At 57.9% G+C, this 20161-nt stretch carries 14 protein-coding genes and 1 pseudogene; 6 read left to right on the top strand and 9 right to left on the bottom strand.

Features of this window, described 5'->3' with window-relative positions; translation table 11 throughout:
- The first annotated feature begins 392 nt into the window (after window positions 1–392).
- On the top strand, window positions 393–1043 hold the full coding sequence (locus ACFQX9_RS11490) for a class I SAM-dependent methyltransferase (protein ID WP_377788563.1): 651 nt from the start codon (window positions 393–395) through the stop codon (window positions 1041–1043).
- A 632-nt stretch (window positions 1044–1675) separates the two neighbouring features.
- Here the strand turns inward: ACFQX9_RS11490 and ACFQX9_RS11495 are convergent.
- Together ACFQX9_RS11495 and ACFQX9_RS11500 are read right to left on the bottom strand one after the other, a co-directional pair.
- A complete protein-coding gene (locus ACFQX9_RS11495) occupies window positions 1676–2488 on the bottom strand; it encodes a WecB/TagA/CpsF family glycosyltransferase (RefSeq protein ID WP_377788565.1) in 813 nt (270 codons plus the stop codon).
- A 137-nt stretch (window positions 2489–2625) separates the two neighbouring features.
- Entirely contained in the window at window positions 2626–3990 is a 1365-nt protein-coding gene (locus ACFQX9_RS11500) for an undecaprenyl-phosphate glucose phosphotransferase (RefSeq protein ID WP_377788578.1), read from the bottom strand.
- A gap of 358 nt (window positions 3991–4348) precedes the next feature.
- On the opposite strand from ACFQX9_RS11500, the gene ACFQX9_RS11505 reads away from it, so the two are divergent.
- Window positions 4349–5377, top strand: a complete 1029-nt coding sequence (locus ACFQX9_RS11505; protein ID WP_377788567.1) for an ABC transporter substrate-binding protein — start codon at window positions 4349–4351, stop codon at window positions 5375–5377.
- A gap of 763 nt (window positions 5378–6140) precedes the next feature.
- The gene (locus tag ACFQX9_RS11510) at window positions 6141–7115 is read left to right on the top strand and encodes a GDP-L-fucose synthase family protein (protein ID WP_377788569.1); all 975 of its coding nucleotides are present in this window, start codon (window positions 6141–6143) and stop codon (window positions 7113–7115) included.
- 333 nt (window positions 7116–7448) lie between these two features.
- Here ACFQX9_RS11510 and gmd read toward each other — a convergent pair whose 3' ends face one another.
- From gmd to ACFQX9_RS11525, 3 genes and pseudogenes are all read right to left on the bottom strand, one after another.
- Window positions 7449–8540 (bottom strand): GDP-mannose 4,6-dehydratase, encoded by a 1092-nt coding sequence (gene gmd / locus ACFQX9_RS11515; RefSeq protein WP_377788571.1) that lies wholly within the window; start codon window positions 8538–8540, stop codon window positions 7449–7451.
- Window positions 8541–8745: 205 nt separating this feature from the next.
- A complete protein-coding gene (locus ACFQX9_RS11520) occupies window positions 8746–9063 on the bottom strand; it encodes a transglutaminase-like cysteine peptidase (protein ID WP_377788573.1) in 318 nt (105 codons plus the stop codon).
- A 1631-nt stretch (window positions 9064–10694) separates the two neighbouring features.
- A pseudogene (locus ACFQX9_RS11525) lies at window positions 10695–11256 on the bottom strand (endonuclease); the annotation flags it as partial.
- A gap of 292 nt (window positions 11257–11548) precedes the next feature.
- On the opposite strand from ACFQX9_RS11525, the gene ACFQX9_RS11530 reads away from it, so the two are divergent.
- The gene (locus ACFQX9_RS11530) at window positions 11549–11779 is read left to right on the top strand and encodes a hypothetical protein (RefSeq protein ID WP_377788575.1); all 231 of its coding nucleotides are present in this window, start codon (window positions 11549–11551) and stop codon (window positions 11777–11779) included.
- A gap of 1624 nt (window positions 11780–13403) precedes the next feature.
- On the opposite strand, the gene ACFQX9_RS11535 is transcribed toward ACFQX9_RS11530, so the two are convergent.
- From ACFQX9_RS11535 to ACFQX9_RS11545, 3 genes are all read right to left on the bottom strand, one after another.
- Window positions 13404–13874 (bottom strand): nuclear transport factor 2 family protein, encoded by a 471-nt coding sequence (locus ACFQX9_RS11535; protein WP_204513773.1) that lies wholly within the window; start codon window positions 13872–13874, stop codon window positions 13404–13406.
- A 919-nt stretch (window positions 13875–14793) separates the two neighbouring features.
- Window positions 14794–15777, bottom strand: a complete 984-nt coding sequence (locus tag ACFQX9_RS11540) for an ABC transporter substrate-binding protein (protein ID WP_085349988.1) — start codon at window positions 15775–15777, stop codon at window positions 14794–14796.
- Window positions 15778–16061: 284 nt separating this feature from the next.
- Window positions 16062–16337 (bottom strand): cupin domain-containing protein, encoded by a 276-nt coding sequence (locus ACFQX9_RS11545; RefSeq protein WP_377788580.1) that lies wholly within the window; start codon window positions 16335–16337, stop codon window positions 16062–16064.
- A 651-nt stretch (window positions 16338–16988) separates the two neighbouring features.
- Here ACFQX9_RS11545 and ACFQX9_RS11550 point away from each other — a divergent pair.
- Window positions 16989–17339, top strand: coding sequence for a hypothetical protein (locus ACFQX9_RS11550; protein WP_231188841.1), 351 nt, complete (start codon window positions 16989–16991; stop codon window positions 17337–17339).
- A gap of 398 nt (window positions 17340–17737) precedes the next feature.
- Window positions 17738–19528: an adenylate/guanylate cyclase domain-containing protein gene (locus ACFQX9_RS11555; RefSeq protein ID WP_377788582.1), complete on the top strand. Its 1791-nt coding sequence runs from the start codon at window positions 17738–17740 to the stop codon at window positions 19526–19528.
- 137 nt (window positions 19529–19665) lie between these two features.
- Here the strand turns inward: ACFQX9_RS11555 and ACFQX9_RS11560 are convergent, their stop codons facing one another.
- On the bottom strand, window positions 19666–19947 hold the full coding sequence (locus ACFQX9_RS11560) for a helix-turn-helix transcriptional regulator (protein ID WP_311979671.1): 282 nt from the start codon (window positions 19945–19947) through the stop codon (window positions 19666–19668).
- Window positions 19948–20161: the final 214 nt, after the last annotated feature.

Raw genomic sequence — 20161 nt, forward strand, 5'->3', positions numbered from 1 at the left:
AGTCCCGCCTTCTCCTCTGCACGATCCATCGGCACAAGAACTTCACGATGAGTCCTCGTGGAGATGAGAAACCGTGCGCTGTGTGCTTGACTGGGGACATCAGAGTGGATTGTTCTTCACTTCTCCGCATGGCTAGCTGCACGCGATCAAATTCCTCGATCTAGAGGGGACATTGGCAGCAATCTGCCGTTGTTATCCGGCTTCGCCAGGAGCTGAAGCAAGTGCAGGTTATGGGGCAGCGCGCCCACGCCCCGTGGGAAGGCACTCTCGGTGGAGGGATAAAAGGGTACTAATGTTCGCGCAGCGAAGGTCTTTTTCCTTTGGAGCTGAACGAGCACTTGACCCCCACCTGGAGATTTCACATGCTCCCGCCCTCGCCTCATGAGGACCACATGCAATCCGCGGCCGATTTCTATGACGAGAAGTATTTCAAAAGGCAGGCCCCGCACGGCAAAATCCAGGGCCAAGCCAATCTTTTCAAGTTTGAGCAATTCATCGCGCCAGACGCTAAGGTGCTCGATTTCGGGTGCGGCGGCGGCTTCCTGCTCAACGCAATCACCGCGGCTGACAAGATCGGGATTGAAATCAACCCTATGGCGGTCGCTTCTGCTAAGTCGCTTGGGGTCGAGAAGGTTTATCCGGATACGTCGCTCGTTGAAACAGGATGGGCCGATGTAATCGTCTCGAACCACGCCCTTGAGCACGTGGAGGAGCCGTCAAGGGTGCTTCGCGAATTCCAACGTATTCTAAGGCCCGGGGGCAAATTGATCATCGTGACGCCCTACGACAGCGTCTCTATGCGGTTCAGGGAGAAGGATCCCGATTTCCATCTGCACGGCTGGAGTCCATCAAACATTGGCAATTTGGCCAAAGCCACCGGCTTCCGAGTTATAGAGGCAAAGGAACTGTTCCATCGCTGGCCTCCGCTGTGGAGCGTAATCTGGACCAAGCTCGGACCGGGCGCTTTTCACGTGATCTGTTGGTTTTACTCGCTGGTCAGCAGAAAGCGAACCCAAGTGCGGCTTGTGGCAGAGCGCCTTTAAACTTCGGTGGGGTTACTCACGCGACGGGATTAGGCTGAATCGATTGGGATTTCAAAACCAGTATGATTCTGATTCGTCCTGCTGGCGAGCATGGACGGGCAAGCCTTATTTCGCTCGATCGCGGTGGCGGCAATTGAGGGCGGGATGTCCCACATTCGAGCGGCCAAGCAGTGTTTGAGTGGATTAGCATGACGATCGGCTGGATGAAGCGGGTCGATGAGTCCGGCAGCGTTGTTCCGGGCGAGATGGGCGGTCACGAGCCGGCGACGTGAACTTCCGGATCTAGGTTTAGAAGGTTCTCTTGCCGCTCCTTCGTCTCGGCGACATCGTCGTCCTGGACAAATCTCGGCAGTCACAGAAGCAAACCGCACGCCAGCTCATCCGCTCGGCCGGCGACAAGCTGTTCTTTCTGCCAAAATACTCACCGGATCTGACCCGCTCGAACCGGTCTTTGCTAAGCTCAAACGTCTGCTTCGCAGGGCAGTCGTACGAATCGTCGATGCGGTCTGCACGCCTTCGGCGAACTCTTTAGGCGCTTGCCTGCTCAGCCACTAGACCCCCAGGGCGAGCGTGCACAAGCTGAGTTCACGATACACCGCTGGAGCGGTTGAGGTTTGCTCCGAACAGGTCGATCATCTAGCCCGGCCTCGTGAAAGCTCTTCAACTAGCACTTTGCAGACGAAGAGTGGAGCAAGAATCAAATACCTCTTCCAAAGCCTACGCGGTTCGCTGAGGAAGCGGTAAAGCCATTCTAGGCCATAGTTCTGCATAAGAGCTGGTGCGCGCTTGATGGCGCCAGCGTGAAAATCGAAAGCCGCGCCCACACCAAGAAGTACACCGTGATCGAGGTGATGGGCAGCTTTCATCATCCAATATTCCTGTTTGGGGCTAGACAGTCCAATCCAAATGAAGTCGGGTTTGGCATCTTTGATTGCTTGGAACTCCGCTAACTCTTCTATCGTGAACGGCCGCCGGCCATCAATGTCCCGAATGGGCGGGCTGCAGATTCCGGCGATCCGCAATCCTGGATAGGCTCGTGCCAAACGATCGGCCAAGATGTTGGCGACGCCGGGCTTGCCTCCGAAGAAATAGTGCGTGGTATTATCGCCAACTGATCGCTCGCAGACCTCCGCCATAACGTCGGCCCCGGGCGTACGGCCAATTTGCGCAGGGCTGTAACCTCGGAGTCGGGCTATTCGTGTCAGCGGCATGCCATCGGGTATGACCATGCTGGCCTGGCCGTGGAGAGCGAAAAGAAGGGGATCTTGCAAGGCGCGCATGAGGCCATGCACGTCGCGAACAAAAACCGTTCGAGCGGGTCCAGATTTGCCCCAGCTGCAGAGCTTGTTCACAGCGGCCGTCATATTGACGAGGCTGATCGGTACACCGAGCACCTTCATGTGCTCAACAGCTGAACTCGTCCCCACAAATTCGGCGCTAGTCATTGGCCCCTACGCCCCAACTTTCCAATTTGCTCTCCAAAAACTCTTGGGCGCGCGGACAATCCGATTGATCCCAACTCGTGCGGTCCTATGGATCTGAAAGTTGAGCCGGAATTGGTCCTGGCTGTCCACTCCCGCAATCAGTACACTGTTCGCTGCGAGAAAACGGCAAATGCTGTTCGGAACAGAATCTTTAACTCCAACCAGAAGGTCCAGTTGTTGATATACCACAGATCGTGCTGTACGCGTTTCTCCATAAGCTCTAGCGCACGGGTTTCTCCGCGATAACCATGAATTTGAGCCCACCCCGTAATGCCAGGTTTGACGTGATGGCGGAAAGCATACTGCCCAATTATTTGCTCATATTCGGTGTTGTGGGCGGCCGCGTGCGGGCGGGGGCCGACCAGCGACATGTCGCCCTTGAGTACGTTGAAGAGCTGCGGCAGCTCGTCGATTGAGGTCTTGCGCAGCCATTTGCCGATGGCGGTCACGCGTGGGTCGTTCTTCTGCGCCTGCACGATTTTCGGGCCGTCCTCGAGCACGCGCATGGTGCGGAACTTGTAGATCTTGAAGGCGCGGCCGTTGAAGCCGTTGCGGGTCTGGCGGAAAAACACCGGCCCCTTCGAGGTCGCCTTGATCAGCACGGCGGTCACCAGCATCACGGGGGCGAACACGATCAGCGCCAGGGCTGTGCCGGCAAGGTCGAGGGTGCGCTTGAGCGCGCGTTCGTTCCGGGACAGCGGGGCGCGGCGCAGCTCCGCGGTGAAGGTGTTGCCGGTCGATTGCAGCGGATAGCGCAGGAAGCGCGCGGCGTGGGCATCGGGCACCAGATGCACGGGAACGGGCAGGATCTTCAGCGCGTCCAGGATGCTGTCGATCGCGTGCTGCCGGCTCCAGTTCATCAGCAGGAAGATGTGCTCGACCCGGTTCTCGCGCGCATAGGCGATCAGCTCGTCAAAGCGCGGCGCGATCGCCGACAGCAGCAGCGGCGAGGCGAGGTCGGCGGAGCGGATCTCCATGATCCGCATCAGGCGATAGCCGTGCTGGGCGAGGTCCTTCATGGTGTTGGAGGCCGCCGGCAGCCCGAATTCGGCGATCATCACCGCGCGGCTGTTGGCGAACGCGCCGGTCGCGAGCGCCCTGGCGGTCCAGCGCCCGGCCGCCAGCTTCCAGGCCAGCAGCACCGTGAGGCCGACCAGGTAGAACGAGAGCGTGGTGCCGCGGGAAAACTCCTCGCTGACCTTCATGGTGAAGGCGAGCGCCAGCAGCGCCCCGAACAGCCCGGTCCACGTCGTCACCGCGGTGCGGAACGCGCGCGACAGGTTGGTAATGTTCTTGAGCCGGTAACCGTGCTGGACCGTGGTCAGCAGGATGAAGTTGATGGCGACGAGGACGCTCGCCGCGGCATAGACATTGGCCTTGCCGAGCGCCGATTGGGTGTAGAGATGATAGGCGACCGCGCAGCCGATGCCGCTCAGCACCACCAGCACGGCGTCGCCGACCATCACCAGACGTTCCACCGCCAGAGGGCGAAGAAAGCTCCAGGCTAAACCTTGAGGTGCCGCCGAGGCCTGCTCGAGCACACGAATTTCCGCAACAGAATCAGGCACAGAGGCCGATCGTGGTGATAGAATTGTCATCGCGCTAAAAGCTCACTTACGATCAATTCACTATCCGAATACACCGTGCTATCGGGCAGAATCGCAATTAAAACAAGGCGAAGGAAAAAGTAACCTTACCCCAATGGATTGATTGTAGCGCATTTGCCCTTACCCGATATGTTAAATTTCACAGCCCGTTAGGAAGCCTTCAGTGCCTCAGACCCGGTCCCGGCGGCGATCCAGGCGAAGGTTCAGCCGGTATGTGGCGGTCGGCCTTGCGACCGTTGCCCTGCTGGGCTTGGCCCTGATCGCGCTGCGCCCGGATTCGTTGCCGCTGCGGCAGGAGGCGAACCCCGCGGCTGTGGCGAGTCTGCTCCTCGACGGACCCTACGCGGCGCGTTTTGCCGGCGAATTGATCGCGCTCAAGCAGGGCTTTTTCACTTCCCGGATTGCGCTGCGGCCCCACCCGGACGACCCGAACTTTGTTGAAACGATCGCACGCGAACATGCCATCGGCGTGACCAGCGGCCAAAAGTTTCTGCTGGCCGCTTGGCGCGGCGTCCCCGTAACGGCGTTCGCTGCAAGCTTCCTCGACACCTCGATTGCGATCTTTACCCTGGAAGGATCCGGCTTGCGCCGGCCCCCCGACTTGGTTGGCAAGCGCGTCGGTTACCGCAGAGCGAGCGAAGGAGACGTGATCTTCGATGCGATGATGGCGCAGTTGGGCCTGCCACGCAGTCAGGTGACAAAGGTTGCCGATCGCGACAGCTTCGATGCGCTCCGCGCCGGTGAGGTCGACGCCATCATTGCCGCCATCGATGACCAGCCCAGCCCGTCCGGTGCGGGTTACGTCCGGCTGAATATCATAAAGCCGCAGGACTATGGCATCCATGTCCCGGGGCTGGTCTATTTCGCCAGCAACGATCTTATTCATGACCGTCCATCCGTGATCACCGACGTGCTCCAAGGCCTTATCCGGGGCTGGCAGTTCGCTTATAGCGATTATGCACGGAGCGTGCCTGTTCTCGCCAGCTTTGCTCCCGAAACGCTGATCCCGGATCGCCTGAAAGCCGAGTTGCAGCAGCAGCGCAGCCTCATCTTGCCGACCGGCGGACGCATTGCCGACTATGATGAAAGCCGCTGGAGGACCCTTCGGGACATTCTGATATTCGCGAAGCTGGGCGAGGAGGAGGTACCGCTCGCCCAAGCAGTCAACTATCAATTCCTTCGCGATGTTTACCGTCGCTCGCCGGACCTTGGTGCTCCGGGCGCCTGGAACGGAGAGAACTAGGGCCGAGAAGCCACAGTTCTGCACCATATTGCTCCAAGCCTGAATCCGATGCGTCGGAGCGGTTGCGTTCCTCCGTCGAGCCTTGGTAGTCTGGCCCAGCTATTTCGGGGCGATTTCTAGGGTTGGTTGATGGGTCTCAGTGCTGCCGAGACGGTCCCCGCGAGGGGCTGAGTGGCTTCACCGGTGAGATCCGTTGGGGCAAAGGAGCTTTATGATGTTCAAATCGTTTGCGCGGGTCAGTCTTTTGGCATTGGCTGCTTCCTTGGGGGCAGCGAGCAGTGCAAATGCCGGCATGCAGATGTCCGCGAGCGCGGCGCTGCTCACAGGCGCCGCTCAGGTGACGCCGGTTACCTTTTGGGCACAGCCTTACCCGTACCGTTATGTGCCGTCGCGTCACTGCCCGCTGGTTCGGGTTGAGACCCCGTATGGCTGGTATATGGACCGCGTCTGCGCGCCCGAGGGGCCCGTCCTCCGACGCGCTTACTGATCCCGCGCCAACTGGACTAGCTGATGTTTAGTCGAGAAGGCAGCCGTGCGGCTCGCGCGGCTGCTCCGCCTATTTTACTGCCAATGGCCTGCTTTAAGTTTACGCACCCTGTTGCAGTTCACCATTAATAGCCTGGCCCGCCTGGGCAGGCTGCTCAACGGTGAAGATTGTGTTAGCAACTGGGAGCGCGCACGAGCCCGGCTGCCGGCACTCCGTGGCACGCGAAAGGGCTGAGCTTTCGGCTTTCGCATTCGGAAGACCGAGTAGGGGTATAGTATGATGGGGACTTCAACCTACGACCTTTCGGGCAAGCGGATCTTCGTCGCCGGTCATCGAGGCATGGTCGGTTCTGCCGTCGTGCGGCGTCTTGCTTCAGAAAATTGTACAGTGCTTTCTGCCGATCGCCGCGAGTTGGACCTGACCAAGGAGGAGCCGACGCTGCGGTGGCTGGAATCCAACCGTCCTGACGCGGTGGTGCACGCTGCCGCGAAAGTCGGGGGAATCGCCGCTAACAGCAGCTTTCCCGTCGACTTTCTCTGCGAGAATCTCGCTATCGAACTCAACGTGATCCGCGCAAGCCACGCCATCGGCGTTCAGCGCCTGTTGTTTCTGGGCTCGTCTTGCATTTATCCCAAGCATGCCAAACAGCCGATAGCCGAGAGCGAATTGCTGACCGGACCGCTTGAGCCGACCAACGAGTGGTATGCAATCGCCAAGATTGCCGGCCTCAAGATGTGCCAGGCCTTTCGTCGACAGTATGGAGATGACTTCATCTCGGTGATGCCGACCAACCTCTACGGCCGTGGCGATAATTATCATCCCGACCATAGCCACGTTCCGGCGGCTCTGATCCGGCGCTTCCATGAAGCCAAGATCACCAAGGCATCCAATGTCTCCGTGTGGGGCACTGGTACGCCCCTTCGCGAGTTTCTCAACGTCGAGGACTTTGCGGATGCCTGCGTTTTTCTTCTGAAGAATTATTCCAGTGACCTGCCAATAAACGTCGGTAGCGGCGACGAGCTATCGATCGCAGACTTCGCTGCGGCTGTAGCAGAGGTTGTCGGCTACGAAGGCAAATTGATTTTCGATACGTCCAAGCCCGACGGTACGCCGCGCAAGCTGCTTGATAGCTCGCGAATTCGTGCGCTGGGTTGGCGCACAAACACGCCGTTGCGGGCGGGGCTTGCCGTCGCATATGAGGATTTTTTGAAGGGGTACGGTCGTCACCTAGAGGTCCGTGCGGCTACTTAAGTCTCGACTTCAGTGACTGTTCTCGAAGGCTGGCAGCGCTTGCTCCGGCGCGAACCGGAGCCTTTACCTAATTTGGCTAACAAGACACGCCAATATGCAGCATATTTGAAATTGTGATCTTTGATCACGCTCTGCAGTGCTGAGGTTGACGCATTTTTGTCAGAAGTGACGCATTAGCCGGCGTTGATGAAGCATGCCAGAATAGTTGGCCTCAAGATTTTCCTGCTGCTCAAACAGGAAGCGTTATGATACTTGAGTGCATTCGTTTACTTAGCCTTGAGACTTTGATCTGGGCGACATCGCTGCCGCGCAAGATCCAAGATTTATCCGCCCTCACTCGTGGCGTGGGAAATATCTAAAGCCATGCTGTTTGATGAGCTCATCTCGTTTTGCCGACTCAAGATCTTCCTTCATCATCTCGCGAACGAGACTCTCGAAAGAAGTCTGGGGTTGCCAACCGAGCTTCTCTTTGGCCTTTGAGGGATCGCCAAGCAAGGTTGCTACCTCTGTTGGCCGGAAATAGCGTGGATCGACCGACACCACACATTTTCCGTTCGCAACATTGTAGCCCTTCTCGTCTATGCCAGCCCCCTCCCACCGGATCTTCATGCCGACTTCGCTTGCCGCCACATTGACGAAGTCTCGTACTGAATGTTGAATGCCGGTGGCGATAACGAAGTCTTCCGGGTTCTCTTGTTGCAGCATCAGCCACTGCATCTCGACGTAGTCGCGGGCGTGTCCCCAATCGCGCAGGGCGTCCAGATTGCCAAGGTAAAGACGCTCCTGCAGACCCAGATGAATCCGCGCGAGAGCCCGGGTGATCTTTCGAGTGACGAAGGTTTCGCCCCGGACCGGAGACTCGTGATTGAAGAGAATTCCGTTGCAGGCATACATGCCGTAGGCTTCACGGTAGTTGACCGTGATCCAATAGGCATAGAGCTTGGCGACGGCATACGGTGAGCGCGGATAAAAAGGCGTGGTCTCCTTTTGGGGGATCTCCTGAACCAAACCATAGAGTTCCGACGTTGAAGCTTGGTAAAAGCGCGCCTTCTTCTCTAGGCCTGTAATGCGCATCGCCTCAAGGATGCGCAACGTGCCAAGGCCGTCGGAATTCGCCGTGTACTCGGGTTCCTCGAAGGAAACCGCAACATGGCTCTGCGCCGCGAGATTGTAGATCTCGTCTGGCTGCACTTGGCCAACGATGCGGATCAAGCTGGAGGAGTCGGTAAGATCGCCATAGTGAAGCCGGAAGGGCGGATTGGGCTCATGCGGATCGAGGTACAGATGATCAATGCGATCGGTATTGAAGAGGGAGGTCCGCCGCTTGATGCCGTGGACCTCATAGCCCTTCCCTAGAAGCAGCTCGGCCAGGTAGGCCCCGTCCTGGCCCGTAACACCGGTAATTAATGCGCGCTTTTTGGTCATGCAAATTCTCACAGACTGGATGCGTGTTCTTACCCAATAGCCTGTCCTGTTGCTACCCGCGGCAGAGTATTTTTGAGCTGATTGGGCGCTATTATTAATGAGCCAGCCGTATCAACTTCGGAGGGCCGGCTAAGAGCCTAATACCCCAAGCTCTCGGGATGACTGAATTCCCGAACGTGGCAGAATTCGAGCCGCAAGCACGCAGCTAAGATCTCGCAAGTCCGCGCATCCAGAGTTGAGGATTCAGACCCGATTCAGTGCGCAGGAAAACGTATTGATCTGAAGCTTCGTTGAGCTGGATGATCGTCCCGCTGAGATTGTCGAGAACGAGACTAGCTTGTCCTTCTCGGACCAGCAAAATGAGGTGATGTTCTCCAGTCTTGCGAATAACAACTTCTGCCAAACGGAGAGACGAGCTTGGCCAGCCCGCTCGAAGCAGCAAATGGCGTTTTGTAACGGCATAATCGCCACAGTTTCCGTCATAAGGAAAGATCTGCCATTCATAGTCATTCCGGCTTACCAACAGACTCTCGGGCGCGATGCTAGAATTGACAATTGAATTGATTTGATTTGACCTCGCGCCAGCGCTGTCCTCGATAGTGGAAGTTAGTTATCCGGCGGTCCTGCTGTTCCTGGCAATCTTCAGGGTACTTTATGCAGAACAGCGTGAACGAAAGCGGAGGGACGACCTCTTGTGTGTCGAAACAGGAGTAGGCGGGCTGGCTGCAAAGGCCATACGCCAGCACCAGCATGCGTGCAGCATGTCGGATCATCGCTTCGGCCTCGTGATGGGCTGGACGATCCCTATATATTGCGACGCAATAATGAAAACACCATATTAATTGTGAGGCAGTGTGTGCCCAAATCTGGAGCGGTTCTCTCAGTGGAGTGAAAGCCTACGAACTACTGGTGCGCGGAGCGAACATTTACGAACACACGCACGTCATGCCGCGACTTCAAGTGGGGGGTGGTTAAACAAGCTTCCCCTGATGTTGCGCTACCGCCCAAACTTTTGATGCGCGAGCCAGTCGGCGGTTGTGCAAAACGTATCCGGCTCCTAGGCCGACCAGGAATATCGCTGAAATTACGCCAAGATCGTCAATGACAGGATCGCGCCTATCCACGAAGGCAATCTGATGGGCAGCACGCCTATTCGGATTTCGGCCTCGCCCGTTGCGAAGCTAAGCGCCCTAGGTACTAGACCTGCGCTTAATGCAGAGGCCGAAGCAGTAACTTGCTCCGGCCTCCTCCTCGAGGAACTATGGACCTAAGCTGAGGTGCCCAGGTCAACGCCAGCGGTCATCTGTAGATTCCGGCCGCAATATCTCGACCGTGTTCTGTCTTTCTCAGCGCTCGTACCAGTACGCAGCGGCGAACGTCGCAGCAAGGGTCAGCAATGCACCGACAAGGCCAACATGGTGGGCGTATTAGCGCACGCCTAACATGACCAGCGTGTAGAGCACCAGGCACGTGACTGAGAACAGGAAGCCATATCGCATCCCGTTGGTCTTTCCAGCTGGCTGTGCCGATCCTTCTCGCTTTCGCTGGCCTACCACAGCGTGCCCTCTTTTCGAAACTCTATGATATTCCGGGGACCTGCTGCCGGGAGTTGCATTGCATGTACCGGGCTTGCCACCCATAACTCGCTTGCTATCGGCAAAAGCGCGATCTGCATGTCGGACCACCATGCCCGTTCACTGCCGTGTCGGTGCAGCGCTAGATGATGCGAGCGGCAGAGAGGTACGGTGGATTCATCGCTGACCTTGCGCCCTAGGGCTGCGGGCTGCGCAAACTTTAAATGGTGAGCGTCTGTGGGCATTGGATGCTCGCGGACGAACGCCAGATGCACCATCAACGTCCCTGGTGGAGCAAACCGGCAGGTCCGAGGAAATCCATTCCCCTGAGGCGTGTGCGAGGATGGTAGTCAGATGGATATGCCCGGTTGCTCGCTCCGTCCGAGTGGTCTGGATCGTTGCGATCTTGCTGGCTTAACGTTTTGCGGACGATCTCCAGGCCGCTTGCAAAGGAAGCATAGCGGAACGTGCGGTCGCCCTCCCGCGGGAAAGGCGACCGGATCGCCGCAGTCAGGGTCTTTTCGGGGTTGGTCGCTCCGCCTGGGCCCTGGCTAGGGCCGCCGTGATCGCCCCGATGCGCTCACTGGACCGATGCATCGGCGGCCTCCACAGTCAGAGTCTCGAAGCTGATCGCGCCCGACCTTGAGCGCTTGGCCTTGATCCGTGCCCGCTCGCTTCCTTCGCATCCTCCGGGACAAGCTTTTTCAGTTTGGCCTTGGCGAGCTCGTGCTCGCCGTGGGCTTCCTTGGTGCGCAGATACATCCCGGCAAAATCGACCCACACATTCGATGAGGCCATATCCACAACCTTGTTGAAGAGGATCGGGCGCTCGCCGCTCTGGACGCATCGCCAGAACTTCTTCTCCGCTGTGAGCAGGAGGTGCTGGTAGAGCGGGTCGGCGTGGACCTTGATCTCGACCCGTTCGCTGCCGCCGGTGATGATGGAGAGCACGGAGGCGCGGGCAGCCGTCACCCACATGTTGTGCTGCAGCTGCGCCGATGTGCTTTTCAGCGGCGGCTTCCTCCGTGAAGGCCCACGGCAGCATGAACTTGGCTTCGAACACCGCGCCGCTTTGCTCGACGGACGCCGTCCAATGTTGCTGCCATCCATTTGTGAATTGGATGACGAACGCGCGTCTGGATGGCGCTTGGGACGGTCTAGTCGCCGCAGTTGGCCTCGGAAGGGGATTCCGCGCCACGTCGGCTTGCGAGCAGATCGTTTGGCGCCATGCCGAAACTCATCGTCGAATTGATCTCAGCGAGCTCTCGCCACCGTTGAATCGAAGAGCGGAAGTCTCGAATTCTGCGATACGATTAAAACGAGCTCCTACGAGGCGCCACAATTGCATTATTTTTATTTGATTCTGTCCATTTAATGTGATTTATTTATTTAAATATTCTATGGTGGTCCCGAACCCGGCGCCGGGAGGCAATCATGGCTATTTTCGTTGTTGTCGGAAGCATGATCTTAGGGGCGACACTCCTTGTGTTCTTCAGTAACGTTTATCTCGAGATAGCATGTAAGCGTGCCCGAGAACGACGCCAGCAGGCGAAATTAAGCGCCGCGACGGCGCTTAATCAGCCGATGGAGGCGCACGAGAAAGGTAATAATTCCAAAGGTCACGAAAATATTTTTGATTTCGTCGCGCATATCCGCGCCCATTGATGTTGATCCGGCCTGTGCTCGAAAGGTCCAGTTAAGCAGTTGTCTAGCTTAAGTGATACCAAACTCAGATCCTGGTGCCGCGCGCGTACAGCTGCCCCGTGTGCGAGTTGAGATCTCATTTTCCGTCATGAACGCGCAGTACACACGAACTACCGAGCTGCGCCAGCAAGAGCGGTGACATGGGATTACTTCCGCTGGTAAAAACTGGGCTTTGGCGAGCCGCCTGAGGATCGTATCAGCATCTCGCAGGCAGCCAACGTCAAAGATGACGTGATCCAATCGATTCACAGCTCGACAACTTCAGAAATGCTCCTCGCTCGGCGCAGCCGCCGGCTTAGCCGTTTGCTCAGCTTCCCTTAACTTTCGGTAGATCTCAGCACGTTCCAAGTTGATGATCGGTTTGCGCCCTCACGGACTTTTCCGACGCAGTGCGAGCAAGGTCCGCCATAATCGAACGCCGCAGATTGTTAATCTCCTTCAGCAGCATAAGGCGTCGAAGCTGTGCTCCGTTCAGAAGCGATTCAAACAGAACGAGGATCTCGCGCGCCTGGACATAGACCTCCATGCTAATGGCATGTTGATCAAAACCGCACGATCAAAAACGGGCTTCGATATGCTTGCAGCAGAAGCATCCAGTTGCCAATATGAGCCACACCGGATACCTACGGTGACGTCGAACAGTGATCGTTTACGATATTCGATTACGATTCCGTCCGATGGACATAGAATACGACCCCGAGCGCGAGGCAATGCGGCGATGAAGCTCGCCGCGGAGGCCGATGGTGCCGAACGGCAGCGATGGATCTACGCTGCACTCGCGTGGACCGAACTCACTCGCCTGCGCGTGTCAGGCGAGCGTAGCGCGACGGAAGAGGTGGTCTAAGACTTGCTCCGTACACAGTCGAGAAGCGTTGGCCGGCCGAAGGCATGTTCGCGGCAGTCAAGCTCCGCATTCGCTTGAGTTGCTTTTGCGGCGCCGCTGGCGGAGGAGGAGCACCAGCTCGGCATCGGCGCGCGCTGAGCGTTCTTGCTCCGGACCCTGGGAAATTTCTCAGGGTCCGTTTCCGCGCCTCGCACGGTAATTGACTCGTCGTGAGCTACCTTAATCACATTCGCAGGCAAGCGGCCGAGTGCCGACTGAAGGCAGGGCCGGCCACGGACCGGGACCGGCGGGAGCAGTGGCTACGTTTGGCGGAGTACGGCGAGCTAGCCAGTGAGATCGAGGAGCGCATTAGGCGCGCCGGGGATAGAAATCGCTAACCTGAATCGATGGTGGTGCTCAGCGGACCAGGCGCCCACCCCCGCCAAATCGATGGACTCTGACGTTTGGGGCGGATGAGCGGGAAGATGCCGCGGGCGCCCCGCGTTCGTGATCTGTCGCCGGGTAACTTCTCATTCGTTCTCCGCGGGCGTCGGGGCAATATCGTTCTTTGGTCCGTTTGCACCCCGCAAGCGGACGTGAGGACGCCGACGTAGAGAGGCAGCTAAGGGGCCACTTGCAGATATCGCGCGAGCGGTGTGCGTTCGAGGCAACCGTATTTCGCTTTCGGAGCGACGTGCAGCAAGATCAAACGCCCACCCTCAAAGAGGATGGGCGCGTGGTGACTTACGACAGGATGACGTCCTACTTCTTCTCGGCGCTGGCTTCCTTAGCTGGAGGCGGCTTCATGCCGACGGTCAACTGGCGGATTTTTAAAGCGCCGCCTTCACGTATGTCGATGCCGCCCCAGAACACTGTGACCTTGGTGGCGTCGCCGCTCTTAGGGTCCTTACCGAAGATGTCGGTCTCGCCGTTGGCAACGACCAGATCGTTGTTGATGACCGACATGTTGCCGACTCTGATCTCTATATGATCGGTGCCGTTCTTGAAGTTGTTTTCGTATACGGTCTTGAGATCGGAAAACACACCGCCCGGGTTGATCTGAACCCCGTCCTTTGTATAGAGCGCAGCGACACAGCCCGCGTCTTTCTTGGCGACGCAGTCGGTGTAGGCGACGGCTAATTTTTCGGCCTCCTGCTTGACCCCATCGGCCAGTGCCGGTGCAGAGATGAAAGCGGAAGAACACAATGCCAAGAGCAATGAACGTCGCTTCATAGCAACTTCCCCTCTGGTTGTGATGCACAATTGCATCGCGACGTCCTCCTGACGTAGGACGTCGCGTTGCATTTGTTCCGAGGGGCATTCTTTCGTTAGGCTGTAATACTACGAGTATATGCCACTTTGCACGGCTTGGCGCGCGCCAACTTTGATCATCGACGACGGAGGCGGCATTCCTTCGAGAATGCGGCGAATGCGGTCGGGAAAGACAGGCAAGTTGACGCATTTGACAGATGAAAGTGTCTTGCTCGACGCGCGCGATGGCCTACTTGTTCATCATGGTTAGGACGAACGACAAGCTCGCTACGGCCCAAGGCGCCTAAATTGCCGTTCAACGGCGAGGGCCGGCCTCAGGCAGGAAGCCCACCCGTAAATTTCCCAGGTGTCGGTAATAACGCTCGCTGGTTAACTGGTGCGGATCGAGCGCCGCATCATGAAAACACCGAAGCCAAAGCAATGGGCCGAGCAGGAGGTCCGCCGATTGGTCAGGCTCGCCCGGCAGGGAGTTGGCACATCGAGGATAGCCGCCGATCTCGGTCGCCACGCCGGATCGGTGAGGCGCATGGCGCGAACGTTGGGACTGCTGTTGAAGAAGTAGTCCCCGAGCGATCTTGAGCGCAGCGCGGCTGACCTACAGCCCAAAGCCTCGGCCAATCTACCGCGCAAGCTTGAGCACGGCGTCGGTATTGCGGCCATAGAAGAACGCTCGATCAAGCTGCGAAAAGATGCCCATTCCAAATAGTGCGATGGCAATGCCGGTTGTGGAACGGCTTGAACGATGGAGCGAAAGTTCAAAACGGCCCCAGGTACTCATTAAGAGGCTGGCTACCTGATGTGCGGTTTACCGCCAACATCGGCCGAAGAGCGGATGGGCTCCGAGGTCGCCGATGGGCCACGAGCGGACGTAGCTTGCCCGCTATTCAATCACCTCGTCGGCGCGCGCGAGAAGATGGGGCGGGATGGTAAGGCCGATTATCTTTGCAGTTCTCAGATTGATCGCCAACTCGAACCTAGTAGGCTGCTCGACGGGTAGATCGGCGGGTGCAGCGCCGTTCAGAATTTTTCCTGCATAAACGCCAAGCTGGTAGGAAACATCGGTGATGCGCGGTGAATAACTCATAAGTCCCCCATATTTTACAAAAAGAGACCACTCGTAGATCGCAGGAATCCGACCTTGCTCGGACAGCGCGGCAAGTCTCTCTCGCCGCGCGATGTAGAATGCGTCTGGGCTAACGAGAAGTGCAACATGCTGCTGGTCTCTGATCTCCTTGAAGGCAGCAGCAATTTGCTCGTCTGTGCTGGCCTTCAGAATGTGAATCGCCCGCGCGAGCGACTTAGCGGCAGCCTCAGCGTCTGAGGCGACCACATTTGCGTTAGGGTTTGTCGGATTGATCAGCACGGCGATCGAACCGCCTCCCGGCGTCAACTCGGCCAAGAGCTCAAGTCGCTTGGCCGTAAGCTGTGGAGTGTACATGCTCACACCGGTGGCGTTGCCTCCGGGCCTGTTCAAACTGGAAACGACGCCAAGGGATACAGGGTCCATGGCAATTGCAAACACGATGGGGATTGTCTTTGTTGCGGAGGTTGTCGCCAAGACTCCATTGGTGCCAGTGGCGGCGACAATTACCTGAACACGGCCTTGGACGAGGTTAGCTATCAGCTCCGGAAACCGATCATACTTTCCCTCGGCGAAGCGGTACTCGATTGCGACGTTCTGATTCTCAACAAAACCCTTGGCGCGCAGCCCGCCGCGAAAAGCGACGAGCAGTTCCTTGCTTTTCTCGGCGGAATCGAAGCCAAGGTAGCCTACTATCGGAAGCGGGCTCTTCTGGGCGTATATCGCACACGGCGACATCGCTACTGCAATCATGAAAAGCGCAATGAGCTCCCGTCGCCTCATTTGGGACTCGAAGATAGTGAGCCGGTTAAATGTTATCAGGTGTTAGTTGTGGCAGCCGGTGCACATCGTCGCACCCGATGCAAATGCTGCATCGCAAATTCGGTGCAGGACCGATCGGCTTTGGGTCATTCGCCTCAATTTGCCAGCGTGTTCTCGAGGTCCGCTCTGGCCCCGACGGCCGACGTGCGGGACACGATGGCGATCTTCGCCTTCGGGCCAACAAGCGACATTCACAAATAACATGCGGTTCGCGAGCAGAGCGCGAATGCAGCCGGCCCACCTAATCAAAATGGCGCAGGTATCAGGCCGTGACGTTTCATGATCTCGCCCATCCGGGCAGGATCAGGAGGCGCAGGGCCGCCGATGGCTATGGCCATTTCTCGGAAGAATTCCGGCCCGAGAACGCCTGGCGTGAGAACGCAAAGCATTTTCGCAATCGCCTGCGTCTCGTTGACGAACCCGTGGACAACACCGCGCGGGATGAAGAGATCGTCTCTGGGCTTGATCTCGATGCGCTTGCCGGCGACCGTCCAGGTGATGACGCCTTCAAGACCATAGATCGTTTCTTCCCAGTCACGGTGATGGTGCGGACCGGCATACGGGAGTTGGGCGGGATCACCACCTCAAACATATCAAGCGCCCCGCTGGTATCATACTTGGTGCGCAGAAACCGCAATTGCATTTCGCCAACCTTGATAAGGTCAGCCATTGTCGTGCCTTCCGTGACGCCATAGAAAAGATCGCGGGACGGCTCCGCCCGTCCGCACCGAAGTATCAGCAGAAAGCCTATGGTCGGACCTTGGGCATGTCTATTGGGCAATGATGTCTGGCATGGGTCAAAATGCGAAGAACTCAACGCGAGCAAATCTGGTCCACCATGCCTCACTGAGCGGACCTCAACCGGTGCGCTGCTACTTCGCCGATGGCCCAGCAGCGGTCAATTGGCCGAGTCGAGTCAAGCCGTCCTGACAGGCTGGGCCAAAGAAGCAGCTGCACTGACCTTTAGTTGAACTGTTGTCGTTTTTGAACCTCGCTCGAATTGCCGGACTCACGTCAGTAGACGATGGGGATGAACTGTCCCATCACAGCGTCGAGCGATTTTGGCTACCGTCACTCATCAGCGGCAGTTGCAACGGACTTAGTTTCCGGGTTGCCAGCCTAAGCCGCACCAAGCCAGCGCATCGGCCGGTGAATATCGCGGAGGCAAAGAGATGTTTCCAGCGAAACTTGCGGCATCGTTGCTTGGCTCGGCGTGGCTACTGACACCCGTACTGGCACGTGACGATGGCCGATACGACCACTCTCCGCTGAAGCCATGGTTCGAAAGCCTGCAGAGCGAATTTGGAAAGTGCTGTACCGATGCCGACCGATACATAGTGTCAGATGCGGATTGGGAGTCCACTCGTGGGCGTTACCGCGTCCTCATTGACGACGAATGGGTGATCGTACCTGACGGCGCGGTTATCACACAACCAAACCGTTTCGGCCGCACAATGGTCTGGAGGCACTACATAGACGGTCATCCGCGCGTCCGATGCTTCATGCCTGGCAGTATGACTTAATGCCCTTTAAAAGGTAGTCCGCTTCGGTCAAAGGCTGCCCTCTCCAGCCAGCATGGCCTTGGTCGGGTCAGTTGCCCGAGGCGGACATCCCCGCGCTCCGGGCTGAGGTCAGCCACGGGCCATGAACTGACGAATTGGCGGACGGCGCGGCAATTCAGCTATGGGCCCAGAAGGCGACATCATCTCATCTGCGACGGCCGAGCAATGGACGAAGCTTTCCTAGGCGAGCGCCTGATTTTGGGGCTGAACGGGGAACCGATTGGAGGCCATTCCGATTGATGCAGCCGTCACCATGGCCATCTTCGGGCAATTACGCCCACTTTGCCGTCCCGCTTGTGATCGTGGCACGGCAGCCGGATTTATCGTAGAATGTGCAGGTCAAAAAAGGCCTGCAGGTCATGGCGCAAGAGCGGCCGTCCCGGATCGAACGCAGATTGTCGGCGATATTGGCCGCCGACGTGGCGGGCTATTCGCGGCTGATGCACCATGACGAGGAGGCTACGCATGCCAAACTGACGACGCTCCTCATGGAGGCCGTCTACCCCGCGATCGCCGAGCACGGTGGCCGCGTGGTGAAAAACACAGGCGATGGGTTTTTGGCGGAGTTTGCCAGCGCGGTAGAGGCGGTTCGGGCCGCGATGCAGTTCCAAACCCGGACTCACGAACTTACGATCAATGAGCCGGAAGACAATCAAATTGCCTTTCGGGTGGGCATCAATATAGGCGACGTGATTGTCGAGCCGCATGACATTTTTGGGGACGGCGTAAACATTGCGGCGCGGCTCGAAAGCATCGCAGAACCAGGCGGTATCTGCATCTCGTCTTCCGCGTATGACCACGTCAGAGGCAAAGTGGGCATCGAGTTCGCTGATCTGGGCGAGCAGAACCTCAAGAACATCGCCCTTCCGGTCCGGACCTATGCAGCGGTCCGGGATGGGCCTAGGTCCGAGACACAGGTTGAACGCGCAAGTCGGGCCCGGCTTTCAACGCCGCGCCTATCCATCGTCGTGCTACCCTTCGCGAACCTGAGCGGTGATCGTGAGCAGGACTATTTCGTGGATGGTGTAACGGAGAGTTTGACCACGGACTTGTCGCGCATCGCTGGTTCATTTGTAATCTCACGGAACAGCGCCGTCTCACACAAGGGTAGAGCAGTCGATGTACGGCAAGTCGGCCGCGAATTGAACGTTCGCTATGTGCTCGAAGGTTCAGTGCAACGCAGCGGCAAGCGGCTTCGGTTGAACGTGCAGTTGATCGATGCTAAGAGCGGCCAGCATCTTTGGGCCGAGCGCTTCGAAAAGTCTTTCATCGACTTGTTCGACATGCAGGACGAAATCGTATCGAGGCTCGCCAATACGTTAGGTGCCCAGCTCATCGAGGCTGAGGCACGACGAGCCGAGCGTACGCTGCATCCCGATGCGATGGACTTGTACTTCCAAGGCCGGGCCTGGTTGATGAAGGGGTTTAGCCCTGAATGCGTGGCGCAAGCGCGGAGCTTCTTCGAACGCTCTCTAGAATCCGACCCCGGCAACGTCGAAGCAATGATTGGTCTGGCAAATGTTGATACGGCAGTTGGAGCCAGCTTTACGACGGATGATGGGCCTGCGCGGTTTGCAGCGGCCGAGGCGATGGTGAATAAGGCATTGTCCATCAGGCCGAACCATATTTCAGCCCACTTGGCTTGGGGTCGGATCCAGATCCTCACGAACCGGGCCGCCCAAGGCGTTCGTGAATTCGAGCATGCGTTGGCGCTGGATTCGAATAGGGCCAACGCTCATGCTGCCTTAGGTTTTGCCAAATTCTATATGGGGTGCGCTGCCGAGACCGAAGGCCATATACTCGAGGCTTTACGTCTCTCCCCTCGCGACGTTGAAGCCTACCAGTGGATGTGTTATGTCGGAGTGGCCAAGTTGCAGCTTGGTTCGGACGTCGAAGCCGTCAGTTGGCTACGACGAAGCACTGAGGCGAACCGCAACTTTCCTCTCGCTCATTTGTTGCTCGCCGCTGCGTTGGGCCTGACCGGCGCGCTCGAGGAGGCGCGAACTGCTGCAAGAATGGGACTAGCGCTCAACTCAGGTTTCACCATCCGTCGCTTGCTCGTTGCGCAACAAAGCGACAGCCCGATGTTCCTTGCTGGGCTCGAGCGCTCGTGTGAAGGCTTGCGGCTCGCTGGCGTGCCGGAAGGGTGATAGGCGCTTCCGGTCAGAGGCCGACTTCAGCGCGTTCCTGCTTTACGTCGGCTTTGGGTCCACAAGCGGTCCCCAACCGCATTCACACGGCGGGTCGGCTAAGGGCCCAGAAGCTGACCAACGCTCCGATGCCTGTCTCACGCGAATACTTTGAGGCGGTGGCGAATGCTGGACGGGGAGCGTCCATAGAGCTCCCGAAAGGCGGCGTTGAACTGGCGCACGCTGCCAAAGCCGGCCCGGTAGGCGATCTGGGCCAGTGGTTCAGTCGTCTCGTCAAGTAGGCGCTTCGCCCGCTGTACACGCCTGGTCTTCGCGACCTGTTGGGGGCTGGCCCCGACGTACCGTTCGAACAGACGCGCAAGGTGGCGCGAGCTTACCCCGAGCCGATCGGCCAGTGCGGCAACCGAAGCGTCATCCAAGGCGCCACCATCGATCAATTTCGAGGCGCGCGCGACTGTCGAGCGCGTGTGGTTCTGACTGCCGTGTAGAAACGGCCGTCATGGCGCGAATTCATGCCCGTAGTTGCGACTCTGCGGATTCCGATCGATGTCGCCCAGGATTCCGAGATGATCTCGCCCACCATTCCGATTTGAAGTCGCCCACCCGTTCCGAAATGATGTCGCCCACCATTCC

The sequence above is a fragment of the Bradyrhizobium sp. GCM10028915 genome (assembly GCF_042666195.1).
Classification (GTDB): Bacteria; Pseudomonadota; Alphaproteobacteria; order Rhizobiales; family Xanthobacteraceae; genus Bradyrhizobium; species Bradyrhizobium canariense_D.

Bases quoted from the DNA above. Each gene is read 5' to 3' on its own strand.
- ACFQX9_RS11490 (WP_377788563.1), top strand. From the start codon at position 393: ATGCAATCCGCGGCCGATTTCTATGACGAGAAGTATTTCAAAAGGCAG.
- ACFQX9_RS11495 (WP_377788565.1), bottom strand. From the start codon at position 2,488: ATGACTAGCGCCGAATTTGTGGGGACGAGTTCAGCTGTTGAGCACATG.
- ACFQX9_RS11500 (WP_377788578.1), bottom strand. From the start codon at position 3,990: ATGGTCGGCGACGCCGTGCTGGTGGTGCTGAGCGGCATCGGCTGCGCG.
- ACFQX9_RS11510 (WP_377788569.1), top strand. From the start codon at position 6,141: ATGATGGGGACTTCAACCTACGACCTTTCGGGCAAGCGGATCTTCGTC.
- gmd (WP_377788571.1), bottom strand. From the start codon at position 8,540: ATGACCAAAAAGCGCGCATTAATTACCGGTGTTACGGGCCAGGACGGG.
- ACFQX9_RS11530 (WP_377788575.1), top strand. From the start codon at position 11,549: ATGGCTATTTTCGTTGTTGTCGGAAGCATGATCTTAGGGGCGACACTC.
- ACFQX9_RS11535 (WP_204513773.1), bottom strand. From the start codon at position 13,874: ATGAAGCGACGTTCATTGCTCTTGGCATTGTGTTCTTCCGCTTTCATC.
- ACFQX9_RS11540 (WP_085349988.1), bottom strand. From the start codon at position 15,777: ATGAGGCGACGGGAGCTCATTGCGCTTTTCATGATTGCAGTAGCGATG.
- ACFQX9_RS11550 (WP_231188841.1), top strand. From the start codon at position 16,989: ATGTTTCCAGCGAAACTTGCGGCATCGTTGCTTGGCTCGGCGTGGCTA.
- ACFQX9_RS11555 (WP_377788582.1), top strand. From the start codon at position 17,738: ATGGCGCAAGAGCGGCCGTCCCGGATCGAACGCAGATTGTCGGCGATA.